Annotated in this window: 10 protein-coding genes; 7 read left to right on the top strand and 3 right to left on the bottom strand. The window is 57.1% G+C overall.

Annotated elements, in window-relative coordinates; genetic code table 11:
* Positions 1–75 precede the first annotated feature (75 nt).
* Entirely contained in the window at positions 76–483 is a 408-nt protein-coding gene (locus tag JW799_RS03235) for a 6-pyruvoyl trahydropterin synthase family protein (protein ID WP_080835931.1), read from the top strand.
* Positions 484–1,055: 572 nt separating this feature from the next.
* Here JW799_RS03235 and JW799_RS03230 read toward each other — a convergent pair.
* The 3 genes from JW799_RS03230 to JW799_RS28245 are packed head-to-tail and all read right to left on the bottom strand — an operon-like array spanning position 1,056 to position 3,775.
* The gene (locus JW799_RS03230) at positions 1,056–1,856 is read right to left on the bottom strand and encodes an ExeA family protein (RefSeq protein ID WP_080832321.1); all 801 of its coding nucleotides are present in this window, start codon (positions 1,854–1,856) and stop codon (positions 1,056–1,058) included.
* Positions 1,849–3,201, bottom strand: coding sequence for a DDE-type integrase/transposase/recombinase (locus JW799_RS03225; protein WP_080832320.1), 1,353 nt, complete (start codon positions 3,199–3,201; stop codon positions 1,849–1,851). The genes JW799_RS03230 and JW799_RS03225 overlap by 8 nt, the downstream gene beginning before the upstream one ends.
* Positions 3,202–3,238: 37 nt before the next feature.
* The gene (locus JW799_RS28245; protein WP_080832319.1) at positions 3,239–3,775 is read right to left on the bottom strand and encodes a DUF6431 domain-containing protein; all 537 of its coding nucleotides are present in this window, start codon (positions 3,773–3,775) and stop codon (positions 3,239–3,241) included.
* Between the two features lie 315 nt (positions 3,776–4,090).
* Between JW799_RS28245 and JW799_RS03220 the strand changes: the two genes are divergently transcribed.
* The 6 genes from JW799_RS03220 (at position 4,091) to JW799_RS03195 (ending at position 13,786) form a co-directional block, all read left to right on the top strand.
* Positions 4,091–4,783: a hypothetical protein gene (locus tag JW799_RS03220; protein ID WP_245809732.1), complete on the top strand. Its 693-nt coding sequence runs from the start codon at positions 4,091–4,093 to the stop codon at positions 4,781–4,783.
* 371 nt (positions 4,784–5,154) lie between these two features.
* Positions 5,155–6,456 (top strand): IS1380 family transposase, encoded by a 1,302-nt coding sequence (locus JW799_RS03215; protein ID WP_080832311.1) that lies wholly within the window; start codon positions 5,155–5,157, stop codon positions 6,454–6,456.
* Between the two features lie 219 nt (positions 6,457–6,675).
* Positions 6,676–9,312 (top strand): winged helix-turn-helix domain-containing protein, encoded by a 2,637-nt coding sequence (locus tag JW799_RS03210; protein WP_205428655.1) that lies wholly within the window; start codon positions 6,676–6,678, stop codon positions 9,310–9,312.
* Positions 9,313–9,438: 126 nt separating this feature from the next.
* Entirely contained in the window at positions 9,439–9,888 is a 450-nt protein-coding gene (locus JW799_RS03205; RefSeq protein ID WP_205428653.1) for a hypothetical protein, read from the top strand.
* Positions 9,885–10,505 (top strand): hypothetical protein, encoded by a 621-nt coding sequence (locus JW799_RS03200; protein WP_205428651.1) that lies wholly within the window; start codon positions 9,885–9,887, stop codon positions 10,503–10,505. Before JW799_RS03205 ends, JW799_RS03200 begins: the two co-directional genes overlap by 4 nt.
* Positions 10,502–13,786, top strand: coding sequence for an Ig-like domain-containing protein (locus JW799_RS03195; protein ID WP_205428649.1), 3,285 nt, complete (start codon positions 10,502–10,504; stop codon positions 13,784–13,786). Before JW799_RS03200 ends, JW799_RS03195 begins: the two co-directional genes overlap by 4 nt.
* The last annotated feature ends 89 nt before the right edge of the window (positions 13,787–13,875 follow it).

Genomic DNA, 13,875 nt, shown 5'->3' with positions numbered 1-13,875 from the left:
CCGGAACGCATCCAGCTACTGGAACGCATCGAGCTACCGGAACGCATCGAGCTACCGAAAGGAGAATGTGACCTTATGCTTTTTCAATATTATCCGTCTGTCGCGCACAACTACAAATTCGAACTGAACAAAGATATCCACCTCGCCTCCGCGCATTTCAATCCGCACGAGAGCGCGGGCAAGTCCCGCAATATGCACGGTCATACGTTTATCGTCAACATCACGATCGGCGGCAACGAGCTGGCTGATTCGGGCTTCCTCGTCAACTTCGGCACGATCAACGAAATGGTATACGACAAATTCGACAGCACGGTGCTCAACGACCATCCCGAATTTTCCGAGACGTTCCCGACGACCGAAGGCATCGCGCAAACGCTGTTCCATATGATCGACAAGGAGCTCGAAGCCCTTCCGAACAAGCCGAAGCTGCTGCAGGTGCTCGTCCGGGAAAATCCGTCCAGCTACGTCGCTTACCGCGGTTGATGTGCGCATTTGCTTTGACTGACATTCGGAAAAGCCGCCCCTTTTGGCAGGTGAATCTGCCGGAGGATCGGCTTTTCTGCTGTCAAAGGCGGTATGCCGTTTGTGGACGGGGGTGTATGAAAAATCGTACAATCGCGAGCCTGAATACGGATACATTCCGGGATTTGTACGAAAAATCATACAAAAATGCGAGTTTATCGGTCGGATGCGGCAATTTTGTATGAAAAATCGTACAAATGAGGGTGTGAAAACGGATACATTCCGGGATTTGTACGAAAAATCATACAAAAACGCGAGATTATCGGTCGGATGCGGCAATTTTGTATGGAAAATCGTACAACCATGAATTGAGAAGCGGATACATCCCAAAGTTTGTACGAAAAATCATACAAAATCGGGCATGTACCCACCGGATGCCACGACTTTGTGTGAAAAATCGTATAAGGTAATTTTGCCGGAAACGGCTAGCATAAGACTGTTACTGCCAACGCATAATGCCCGCCAGTTGACGGTGTAAGTTGTCCTGCTGGTGATGGTCAATCTGTCCCCTGATGTTTAAGGAAAAGGGAGAATCACGATAATTCTCCCTGGATGACACGCTTGACCATATGATCGTCAATGATCCGATGTTTGTTCTGTGAGCCGTAGATGAGTGCATGTGTACATACTTTGTTGATCAGCCTTGCGGCGCCGCTCGAGAATCGGTAGATGTCGTCGATCGCGCTGTCGGTAAAGATGTCATGCTCCGCGCCAGCGAACGTCATGTGACGCCTAATGTAATCGCCGGTCTGGGCACGATCATAGTGCGGCAGCTTGCACTGCAGGTCGATCCGCTGGCGGATCGCCGCATACGCTTGCATATTCAGGCGATCCCACAGCTCGCTTTGACCGACCAGGATGAGCGCCATAGGGCTCTGTGCATCCATCTTGAAATTGAGCAGGAAACGCACTTCCTCCAGCATTTCGCGATCCAGCAGATGGGCCTCGTCGACGACGACAACCGGCTGCAATCGATGAATACCGCGCATAAGCTCAATCTCGCGGTGCAGCTGGCGCTTGGCATCGCCGCGGTAGAACTTCGATTCGCAGCCGAGTTGTTCGAGCAACCCCTTGTAAAAATGCCGCGGCGTCAGCTTAGAGTCCGATAGGTAGAGCACCTTGTACTTTGCCGGATCCAGCACTTCGGTGAACCGCCGAATCGTCGTCGTCTTCCCCGTGCCGCAATCGCCGGTAACAACCGCAAACCACTGCCGCTGGGCAGCGTACTCCAGACGCCCGAGCGTTTCCTCGAGCGTGACCGATTCGTACAACTCGCTGGTCGAGATGTCCCGGGAGAATGGTGAGCGGGTAAGGCCGTAGAAGGACTCAAACATGACCGTCCTCCTTGGTCATCCGGCGATAAGCCACGGCCGGCGCCTGCTCCGCTTTGCGACTCCTGCTGCGATCCTCCGCTGCCGCGAGCAGCCTTGACGCATCTGCCGGCAGCGGACCGATATGCTCCGGAAGCTGCGGCCGCTTGCCTGCGCGTTCGCCGATGATGAGTTCCCGCACGCGCCAAGGTATATGGCCTTCGTACTCGATCGTAAGCTCGGTGATGTCCGCAGGGTCGAACACCACATCCACCGTGCAGCCGATGAACGGCAGGCCGACCTCGTACTTCCGGTCCATGAAGCTGATGCAGCCGGATTTGTCGACCTTGCGTGTCTCGCAGTGCAGGAATGCATTCGCGAGCTCGTCCGGATCCACGAACCGAAGCGCTTGCTTGTCGCTACGGTACGCCGTTTCCGGACTACGCTTGTTCTCCAGCGCCGAATGCGGCTTGTTCTGATAGCACTCCGACAGCCATACGGCAAACAGTTCGTTGAGCCGCTCGAGCGTTTTCGGTTTCTCAAGCGCGGACTCGCTCAGGAACGCATCCACCACGCGATTAAACCGTTCGACCTTGCCGGTCGCCTCCGGCGAGTAGGGCCTCGCGAATAGCAGCCGGATCCCGAGCTTGGAGCATGCCCTCGTCATCCATTTGGTCCGGTACTGCTTGCCGTTGTCGAAATAGACCGCCTCGGGAGCGCCGAACTTCTGAATGGCTTGGCGGAAGCAGTGCTCCACGATGGTCTTGTCCATGACCGGGTAGAATTCGCCATGAAGCACAAACCGCGTCGCGTCGTCGATAAACGTCACCAGAAATACCTGCTTCATGGTACCTCCGGGGCCGATGGGCAAGTACGGGCCATACTTGATATCCGAGTGCCACAAGCGATTACGATGGCGCTTTTGGAACCGCCGTGCGGCGACGCCCGATTCGGCGTACATGCGCATATGGCGCGTGCTGTAACCGCGCTCTGCTAATCTTTCCTGCAGCGTGCTGCGCTTGATCTGCCCGGGTTTTATACGGCCTTCCCATTCCAGGATCTGAATGAGCTGGGCAACGCTTCGGCCGGGCACCTCCCGGCGCAGCAAAATGGCCTGCTCCACAATTTCTGGTGGAATGATCTCCTCTGACGGCTGGCGTCCCTTGCCTCGTGGCTTCAGGCCGCCGAAGCCGTCTTGGCGATACTTGGCCAGATACCGGCGCAGCGTCCGCTCGGAGAGTCCAGTTTGCTCACATATCTGTCGCTTGATCTGGCTGGCTTTGGCGGTGTCCAGCCCTTCCGCCAGCAGCGGCGACAGGAGCTGCATGCGTTCCGACGCGACGGCCTCTGCTTTCTTCTGATCTTTCATCTGTTCTGCACCTCGCTTGGTAGACTTCCAGATGAGTCTACCGCAGCATCTTGCCGGACAAGAATGCAGAACGGGTATGTAACCACAAATTTGAATTTGCGACCGGGCGGACAATTCGCGCCAGCCAGCCGGGGGCGTCCCCGACGTAGTGTCCGAAAGGGTGATGTGCAGTCTGCGTAGAGACGGACGGCTTCTTCGCAGGGTCCTGATGAAAGCGAATGGCGATAGATCTTAGAGCTCCGAGCAGGTATGTGGTCTGTTCGCGAAACCAGTTCTTCCAGCGAAGCAAAGTCGCGTCATCTGCCGCTACCGTAGATGGAGCCGCATGTTCCGATACGACTTGTTCCACGCATGCCGATTCGTACCGTTTGTACGGCACCACACAATCCGGGAGCTCATGGTGGATCTTCCGGCATTGTGTACAACGCAGCCGGCGAATGACGAGCAAGCGGCGATCTCCGTCCTCGCTGGTGAGCTTCCGCTTCCGACTGCCAATGACACTAAGCGCTTCTCCACAGCAGGGAGAGGGAACCAATTCTGCACATCGAACAAAAAACGCCGGGTGACTTCTCATCCAGCTCATACTTTGATACAATGACCATGTTGTTTGGGGGATGCATCCCGTGAGCCTGTTCCCGCAGGCCCACATACATGGGAGGCATCCTTTTCCTTTTCTGTGATACGGTCATTATATTCAGCAACTCTCGGACAGGCAATCCCGCCAGCAATTGGACGTTATCTTTCGGCGGCAACAATAAGACTTTTCAAAAACTTCTTGCAACGCATAGGATAATTTGGTAATTATATATTGGATTCATATTGTGGCGAAGCATGCCCCGGTATTCCTTCCATAGCGAAGGGATCGGGGTTTTATTTATTTCGGGAAAGGGTGAGAATATTGGGTTTTGAAATCGAGCATGAAAAGTGGATAAAGGAGCACTTGTCGAAGCGCCAAGGGGAACGACTGGATGCGCTGAAACGAGGGCATGGTTATGGAAACCGCATGTTTGCCGAAAAAATATGGTGGTCCCTCGTGGGGCATTTTGCGGGTTTGCATCCCGAATATGAGGTTAAGGACTGGCGGGGACGGTCGTATTTCGTGGATTTTATCTGGATTTTGGGCGGGCTTCGTTTTGTGTTTGAAATTATGGATTATGGCTCGCATGGCACGGATCGTTCGAAATATCGAAAGGATCTGAATCGGACGCTGTTCTTGCAGTCGCAAGAATGTTACGTAATCTCCATCTCCTTGGATGAGATGAAGGAGAATCCGCCGTTCGTGCTAGGGATGGTTCGAAGCATTTTAGCTCCGTATCTGGCGGCGGCGAACGAGAAGGATTTTGCCGTAGGCCGCACTTTCGGAAAAATCGAGCGGCAGTTGATGCGTTTGGCGATTCGCCACAATCGGATGGTTCGACCATCCGCGGCGGCAAGCGAGCTTGAACTCCACAAGCAAACCGTTATCAAATACTGCCGCCAGCTTGTCCGAAAAGGGAGATTCCGCGCCGTTCCCAAGGGAACCTCGGGCAAAATCTATCATTATGAATACTTAGGCTCCCTCCAGAGTTCCGATTTATTCTGAAAGCCGGCGGACGGCCTAACTCTCCCTCCTGTTCGCGAACGCGGGAAAAAGCTAAACTCCGGAAATGAATTAAGGCAGCACGCCGCATAGACTCGAGGGCAGCACGCCACGCGGACTTGAGGCAGCACGCCACGCGGACTCAAGGCAGCACGCCACGCGGACTCAAGGCAGCGCGCCACGCGGACCTGAGCAGCGCGCCACGCGGACTTGAGGCAGCACGCCGATCGCCGTTCGGGGTTCTTCTCGTCGCGATCATCGTTTATCCTGAATTACGAAAGTACCACCTCATAAAAACATGAAAAAGTGCCCAGATCTTTGGTAGAATGGTGTTTGCCTAGAACATCACCAACCAAGAGAGGAGCACCCTTAAGGTGAAGTCTACCACAAAAATCGCGTCATTGAAAACGGCATTTTCTATGAGAAATGCAACAAATTTTGCAGGAAGCAAGGTGATCCTCGGATTTCTTGAAAACATCGGTTTGAATCAAGCCCTTCGGAGCCTTGGACTAGCCAAAGCGGCGAATGCCATCTTTCCGACGCATCGCATTCTGCAGATGCTCATCATCGGCTGGATTTTGGGCTGCGAACGTCTCTTTCATTTCAAATCCCTACAAGGTGATGCCTTGATCGCCCAGGCGCTGGGCGGCCGGGTGCCGCATCACACATTGTTAAACAAGGAATTGCTTCGTCTGGGCAAAGCCCACGACCATTTAGCGCCAGCCCTGCGAAACCTGAATGTCGAAATCATTGCACCGCAGCTACCCGACTCCTTGATTCTCGATCTGGATTCGACTGTTGAGACGGTGTACGGCAACCAGCAGGGAGCGGAAGTCGGTTTTAACAGTCAGAAGCGCGGCCGAAAGAGCTATCATCCCCTTCTCGTGTACGAAGGGCAGTCGCGAATGCTAGTGAATGCCGCGCTGCGTCCCGGCAACACGAGCAGTTCGACCGACGTCCTTTCGTTTGCCCGGCAAACGCTGGCGTTGTTGGAATCCCACCACGTACGCTATGCCCGGTTTGACAAAGGCTTTGGCGGAGAAGACTTCTACGCGTTCTGGGAGTCCCGTCAGATCGGCTACGTCGGCAAGCTGAAATGGACAAGTCGTCTCCAGGACCAAGTCAAAACCTGTGCGCATTGGACACGCTTTGTGGACGAGGACTGGATCATTGAAGGCATCGTGCTGGCCTACCAAGCGATCGGTTGGAAGAAGATGCGTCGTGTTGCTGTCATCCGCAAAATGCCGCGTTGGGACGGGGATCAGTCTCAGTTGGAACTGGATTTGCTTTGGCAATACGAAGCCATGGTCACAACGGAGGAATGGGAAGCCATCGATGTGTGGCGGTTCTACAACCAGCGCTGCTGCATGGAGAACTACATCAAGGAAGGCAAGAATGGCTTTGCCATCCACCGCATTCCAACGCAGTCGTTTGCCGCCAATGAAATCGACCTGCTCTTAAAGCTGCTCGCCTATAATCTCTTTGAGCGATTCAAGCATCATTGTTGTGAGCCGATTCACCGATCCTACACCATCCAGCGGTTCCGGCGAACGTTTTTTGTTTGTGCAGGTGTGTTTGTCCAGCATGCCCGCCAAATGACATTGAAACTGAGTACGTCTTTCCAAAACCAGTGGGCATGGCGACGAATGGAGCGAAAAAGTATTTTATTGGAATAAACGATAATCCCAATTTGTGTCTTGGAAATCCCGTTGCCCCTTCATGTGGGGAGGGGGAAAGTAACGGCATTTTTGCTCGCATTCCATTTTGACTGCATATTCTGCCTCCATAATTGGTTGTGAAATCCAAGTTCTGCGTCTTCAAAAGCCTGATTCTATAGGCTTTCGTAATTTAGGTTTATACTAGCTTTATTCGATAGAACGCGAAGGAGCTCCCATATGGAACAACCAGATTCCGAACCCCGTTTCCTTACCGAATCGCTGCTTCATTCCAAACTGGAAATCCCCCGACCGGCTCCTTCCCTGATCGAACGGAACCGCTTGACGCAAAAACTGGGCGAAGCTCTGAACGGCGCCCTGACGCTCGTATGCGCTCCGGCCGGCTTCGGCAAAACGACGCTTGCCTGCCAATGGATTCGGGAATGCGGGATCGACGCCGCCTGGGTTTCGCTTGATGAAGGCGATAACGAGGGTTCCCGGATGTGGCGCTACATCGCGGCCGCCATCGATCGCCTCAGACCCGGCTTTATGGACGACGTCAAGCCGGTGCTGTCTCCTCTTCATACCGGAAACTTCGAACAAGGGCTCATTTACTTTTTGAACGTGTTGAATCGGTTATCCGGGCCTCTGCTTATCGTATTGGACGACTTTCATCTCATCCGGGAAGACCGGCTGAACCGGGGAGTCGCCTATTTAGCGGAGCATCTCCCGGCTCATCTCCATCTTTGCCTGCTCAGCCGGACCGAGCCGGGCTTTGCCGCGGCGCGGATGGAAGCAAGGCAAACGGCGCTGCGTTTGTCGGCCGACGATCTGCGGTTCGATGCCCGGGAAGGGGAAAGCTTCTTCCGCGAGGCGCGGGTCGCGCTGGGAAAGGAAGGGACCGCGGAACTGGTCAAACGGACGGAAGGCTGGGTGACCGGACTCAAGCTCGCGTTGTTGTCGATGCGGAGCCTGGAGGACAGCGCTTCGTTCGTGCGCGAATTCGCCGGGGATAGCCGCCGGGTCCGGCAATATTTAATGGAAGAGGTTTATGAGGGGTTGTCCGGGAGAATGCGTTCGTTTTTGCGAAAAATTTCCGTATTAAAGCGTTGGAATGCGTCGCTGTGCCGCGGCGTAACCGGCTTCGAGGACGCGGGTTCGCTCGTCGGAGAGCTCGAACGCGCCCAGCTGTTTGTCGTCCCGCTGGATTCGAAGGGGAGCTGGTTCCGGTTCCATCATTTGTTTTCCGAATTTTTGCGGGGACGGCTCGAGCTTGAAGGCGAAGAGCGGGCAGCTTCGCTGTACGAGGCGGCGGGACGTTGGTGCGAGGAGCGGAACTTGCAGGAGGAGGCCGTCGAATACTACTTGCTGGGCGGCGATTACAAGCGGGCCGTCTTCGTGCTGGAAAAGATGGCCTCCCGGATTATCGATTGGGAATGGTCGAACCTGCGCAAGTGGCTGTCCTCGATCCCGACTCCTTTTTTGCTGACGCATCCGGCGTTGTTTTTTTCCTATGTCAATTCCCTTGTGGCGGAGGATGCGAACGACATCTTGCTGGCCGAACAACTGATGGGCGAAGCCGAAAGCTGGTTCGCTGCCGCTTCGGAGGACATGAGCGAGGAGGAGCGGAATCGGTTTCTCGCCATGTCGCACTATGTACGCGGCACGATCATGGTGTTCGGACGCCATGATTTGGCCGAAGCCCGCAAGCACTACGAGCTTGTCGCCCGCTATGCTCCGGACGGAATCAAAATTATTTTCGGCCAGCCGGACGCCCCGCTGCAGGCGGCCACGGCCCGTGCCTACAAAATGGGCAGCGGACAAGTCGCCAGGGCGATTGCCGAGCCTTATACGCTTCAGTTGGCCGAATTATACAGGGCCGTTAATCCTGTTTTTTTAGGGCGGCTGTTCGTTAACCATGCGGAAATGCTCTATATCTGGAACGATCTCGAAGCCGCGGAACGGTACGCCGCCGAAGGCGTGAAATGGGCGGAGCGGAATCCGAACCGGTCGGAATACGAGCTGGTTCCCGGCTGGATCTGCCTGGCGAGGATTAAGGGGGCCCAAGGCCGTCTTTTCGAAGCCGTCGAAATTTTGGAGTCGGGCAAGTGGCGGATGGGGGCAATGGAGTTCGAACGCGGGGTGGAGCAGCTGGATATGGAGCTGTGCCGGTTGCGGCTTTTAAAAGGAGATGCGGCTGCCGCGCTGGAATGGGGCGAGCGCAGCGGGCTGGGCGTTTCCGATCCGGTTTCCGTTTATCTGCTATACGATTACGAATTATTCTCGCGGGTGCTGCTGGAGAAGGGGCGGGGGGAAGAGGCGTTTGTCCTGCTCAAAAAACTGCTGCATGCGGCCCAGCGGGAAAAACGGCTGCTCGATGCGGTCGAGATTATGGCGCTGCAGGCGCGATACTTGCACGAGCAGGGAGACCTGCGAAAAGCGCTCATCCAACTGGAGGAGGCGCTGCGAATTTGTGAAGCGAACGATTTCGTTCGCCTGTTGATGGACGAGGGGCCGCCGCTGCGGAGCCTGCTGCGGGAGATGGCCGCGGCGAAGCGGCAAGGCCGTTATCGGGGCTCTGCGGCTGCCTCCGTTTCCTTCGTGCGGACCGTTCTGGCCGGAATGGAAGCTCCCGGCGAGGCGGAAGGAGAGGCGCATCCGCTGAGCGCGTTGTTTACGCCCAGGGAAATGGATGTCTACGAAGGTTTGCTGGACGGGCTGAGCGGCAAGGAAATCGCGGGCAGGCTCGGCATCGCCTACGAGACGGTGAAGACGCACCGCAGACGCATTTACGATAAACTGGGCGTGAAAAATCGCGGCGAAGCCGTGCTGCGGGCCGCCCGAGGCGGCGAAAGGACGGAGCATAGGGAACGATGAGCGTGCGATGTCTTAGCCGTCGTTTTCAGCATCCCCCTCAGGGGGGACTTTTTGCATGCCTTTTTATTTTAAAATAGAAGTATTCTGTTTATTTCCGATTTGATAGAGCTGGAGGTTAGGTAACCGATGTCGAAAATAAGGCGCTATAAGCGGCTGATCGGTTTGCTGATGTCGTTCGTTCTGCTCGTTCCGGCGTTGGCGGTTCCCGTTCGGGCGGCGGAAGCCGGCGATCGGCTCGCGTACGCGAAGACGGATTACAGCGGGCTTAGCGGGTTTTCCGGATTCAAGCCGACCTCGGACGGGGGATTTATCGGCGCCGGCAGAGGGACGGTCATGAAGATCGGACCGGACGGCGCGATAGAATGGTCCAGGGAAACGATCGGCGGGGACTTGCCGTCTCTGATGAGCGTCGGGGAAACGCCTGACGGCGGTTACGTTTACGCGGGAAGCGCAGACCCCGATTACAAGTGGGTATACGGGAAGCTCGACGGCGCCGGCAATGTGCTGTGGCAACGTTCGGAGCCGCTTTACGGCGGCGTTCGGGGGTCCTTCCCGTTTCCGGCGGTTACGTTGTGATCGGTTATCACAATACGGCCTCCGTGGGATTGAATCGGGACGCCGTTTTGTTTTGGACGGACGAGAACGGCGTTAAAACTTCTTCCGATCTCGTGATCGCTCGAAGCGACGATCGATACGTTCGCAGCGCGATTGCAGCGGACGGAGGCTATATTGTCGTCGGCGATGGCGACTCGATCGGCTATGCCATGAAGTTGGATCTTTCAGGGGGAGTCGTCTGGGAGCGGACCTACGGTTCGGCCGACTCGGTGCTAGAGGGAATTTATCGGCTGGAAGATCAGAGCGGCTATATGCTTGTGGGCAATGCCTATACGTCCTCGCAAGATGCCTTGGTCATCCGGGTCGACGAGCAAGGGAACGAAATCTGGCGGAAAACGTATCCCGCCGGCAGAACGTCGCTGGCTTTTTCGATTTCGTCGACGAAAGACGGCGGTTTTATCGTAAGCGGCGGAGACAATGCGGACGGAAACGGAATGCTGCTAAAGTTGGCCTCCGACGGAACCAAGCAGTGGCAGAAGTGGATCGAAGGCGCCGGCAATTTGAAATATGTGAAGCAATCGGAAGACGGCAGCTACCTGGCTGCGGGGGCTATAGCGCCGGGGCCGTCATCCGCTTGAAGGTCGGGGCGCCGTCCGGGTTGATGGTTGACGATGCCGCCAATCGGATTTTCGGGCTCGACGCTTCGATGGAATACTCGACGGATGGCGGAGTTACATATACGCCCTACGTGCCGGGGGAGGAACCTTTATTTGAAGGGGATTTAACCGTGCTTGTACGGTACAAGGAGGACTATTCGGCCGGCTACGAGGTTGGAGAAACGGAGGAATTTACGTTTACCGTCAACCTGCCGGAACCGGTCGAAAGCGTGAGCGGCCTTGCGAATATTCCGGTCGCGAACGGGACGGAGCTGGGCTCGGTCGGCCTGCCGACGGAGGTAGAGGTCACGCTGAGCAACGGGGATACCGCGAACGCGGGCGTGACGTGGGACGGAGGCAGCCCGGCGTACAACGGAAACGTTGCGGGCACGTACGTCTTCACCGGCACGCTGACGCTGCCGGAGGGCGTGTCGAACCCGAACGGCTTGACGGCGAAGGTGAACGTGATCGTTGGCGCCGCGCCGGTCGAAAGCGTGAGCGGCCTTGCGAATATTCCGGTCGCAAACGGGACGGAATTGAGCTCGGTCGGCCTGCCGACGGAGGTAGAGGTCACGCTGAGCAACGGGGATACTGCGAACGCGGACGTGACGTGGGACGGAGGCAGCCCGGCGTACAATGGCAACGTTGCGGGCACATACGCCTTCACCGGCACGCTGACGCTGCCGGAGGGCGTGTCGAACCCGGACGGCTTGACGGCGAAGGTGAACGTCGTCGTAGGGGCCGCGCCGGTCGAAAGCGTGAGCGGCCTTGCGAATATTCCGGTCGCGAACGGGACGGAGCTGGGCTCGGTCGGCCTGCCGACGGAGGTAGAGGTCACGCTGAGCAACGGGGATACTGCGAACGCGGACGTGACGTGGGACGGAGGCAGCCCGGCGTACAACGGAAACGTTGCGGGCACGTACGCCTTCACCGGTACGCTGACGCTGCCGGAGGGCGTGTCGAACCCGAACGGCCTGAAGGCGAAGGTGAACGTGATCGTGGACGCCGCGCCTATGGAGAGCGTCGAGGGACTGGCGGATATTCCGGTCGCGAACGGGACGGAGCTGGGCTCGGTCGGCCTGCCGACGGAGGTAGAGGTCACGCTGAGCAACGGGGATACTGCGAACGCGGACGTGACGTGGGACGGAGGCAGCCCGGCGTACAATGGCAACGTTGCGGGCACATACGCCTTCACCGGCACGCTGACGCTGCCGGAGGGCGTGTCGAACCCGAACGGCCTTACGGCGAAGGTGAACGTGATCGTGGACGCCGCGCCGGTTGTGCCGATAACCGTTGCGGGAGTGATGCAACCGAGCGTCATTACGGTCGTTTATGGAACGAGTCTTGCGGAGGTGGATCTCCCGGCCCAGGTGGAAGTTGCGCTCAGCAACGATACGGTTGCGATGGCCGACGTCGCATGGGATACCGGCAACCCAAGCTATGATGGAAATACGCCGGGAACCTATACCTTCACCGGAACGTTGACGCTGCCGGAAGGCGTGACGAATCCCGATGACTTTAAAGCGTCAGTCGAAGTTGTCGTCGCCGATCCGGCAAATCCGGAGCCGCCGAACGAGGTTGTTGTCGTATGCGAGACTTCGGGCTGTACGGCCAGCTTCGGGGAAGAGCTCAGCATTGAAATTCCCGGCAACGTTTATGACGGCCCGTTTACGTTGACTATGCGAAAGGTAGAACATGCGGAGGACCTCGTTCCGGCCGGCTTCCGGCTTCTAAGCCCGGTTTTCGAACTGCTCAAAAGCTTTGCCGGGAACTTTAAAACGCCGATTACGATCCATTTCGCGTTCGATTTTGACGGAATCGGAGACGGGCGCAGGGCGGCATTGTTCTACTATAACGAAGAGACCGCGTTATGGGTAGAAGTGGCGGGCACCGTTGCAAGCTCGACTTTCGTGGCCAAGGTTGACCATTTTACCAAGTTTGCCGTTTTCTCCGTGGAAGAGGAGACGGAACCCGAGCCTTTGACGATTGCGGGCATAAGCGATTTGGAAGACATTGAAGTCGCGAACGGAACGGTCCTGGATGCCGTAGCTTTGCCCGCCCAGGCGGAAGTCACGCTTAACGACGGCGCCAGAATCAACGTTAACGTCATGTGGGATGGCGGGACCCCGGCCTATGACGGAAACGTGGCGGGAACCTACGCGTTCGAAGGCTCGTTGGCGCTTCCCGAGGGGATAACGAATCCGCAAGGGATAACGGCGAAAGTTCGGGTGATCGTTGCCGACCCGATCGCATCTCCGCAAACGCCCGTCCCGATTCCGGCCAATCCGAACGAACGCTATATCGTATGCGGGGCCTCGGGCTGCACGGCCGGCTTTGGAGACGAGCTTGAACTCATAATTCCGGGGAATGCCTATGACGGCGCGTTTACGCTGACGATCAAAAAAAGCGAGGTCGACTCCGAACGTATTCCGGCAGACTATCGGCCGTTGAGTCCGGTTTTCGATTTGCTCAACAGCTTCGGCGGAGCCCTCAAGGAGCCTGTTGCGATCCGCATGAAGTTCGCGGCAGATAGCGTCGGAGAGGAACGCCGAGCGGCGTTGTTCTTCTATGACGAAAGTCTCGAGCGTTGGGTTGAAATCGAGGGTCGAACGGAAGGCGACGTCTTCGCGGCGCAAATCGCTCGTTTTTCGAAGGTTGCCGTTTTCTCCGTCCCTGACGACGAGGCGGAAGAGGAGCCTTCGGTCCCTCCGGCGGCCGATTTCTCGGACATCGGGGGACATTGGGCGCAAACGGCGATCCTTGAAGCCGCGGCAAAAGGAATCGTTACCGGGTATGCGGACGGGAGCTTCCTGCCCGATCAAGCGATCTCGCGCGTCGAATTTGTCGCGATGCTCGTTCGCGCGCTCGGGCTTTCGTTGAATGGCGGCGCTCCGAATTTTGCCGATTCGGAAGCGATCTACGGTTGGGCTCGCCCGCTCGCAGCCGCGGCGGTCGATTCGGGCCTCGTCAGCGGTTATGCGGATCAAACGTTCCGTCCGGCCGCGCCGATCAGCCGGGCGGAAATGACGACGATGATCGCGCGGGCGCTGCAGCTGCCGCCGGATGAAGAGGCTTCGGCCGAAAGCTTCTCCGACAGCGCCGATATCCCGGCATGGGCGAAGGCGGCGGCTGCCGCAGCCGGGCGGGCGGGCCTCGTCGCCGGAAAATCCGGCGGCCGGTTCGCTCCGTTCGATCAGGCTACCCGCGCGGAGGCGGCCGTCATAATTTTGCGCTTGCTGGAAGTCGCAGGGCAGGCAGAGTAAAAACAGTTACAAGAGGGTCGAAGCGGAGACGCTTCGGCCCTTGTTGTCGTCCAGGAAAGCGCCTGATTCGGATGGGCGCGAATACCGAG

Origin of the sequence: Cohnella algarum (assembly GCF_016937515.1) — a bacterium.
Classification (GTDB): Bacteria; Bacillota; Bacilli; order Paenibacillales; family Paenibacillaceae; genus Cohnella; species Cohnella algarum.
Note: the sequence above shows the minus strand (reverse complement) of the source record. Positions and strands in the feature narration are given on the sequence as shown.

Coding starts and splice junctions, on each gene's coding strand:
- JW799_RS28245 (WP_080832319.1), bottom strand. CDS start 3,775: ATGAGAAGTCACCCGGCGTTTTTTGTTCGATGTGCAGAATTGGTTCCC.
- JW799_RS03225 (WP_080832320.1), bottom strand. CDS start 3,201: ATGAAAGATCAGAAGAAAGCAGAGGCCGTCGCGTCGGAACGCATGCAG.
- JW799_RS03230 (WP_080832321.1), bottom strand. CDS start 1,856: ATGTTTGAGTCCTTCTACGGCCTTACCCGCTCACCATTCTCCCGGGAC.
- JW799_RS03235 (WP_080835931.1), top strand. CDS start 76: ATGCTTTTTCAATATTATCCGTCTGTCGCGCACAACTACAAATTCGAA.
- JW799_RS03210 (WP_205428655.1), top strand. CDS start 6,676: ATGGAACAACCAGATTCCGAACCCCGTTTCCTTACCGAATCGCTGCTT.
- JW799_RS03205 (WP_205428653.1), top strand. CDS start 9,439: ATGTCGAAAATAAGGCGCTATAAGCGGCTGATCGGTTTGCTGATGTCG.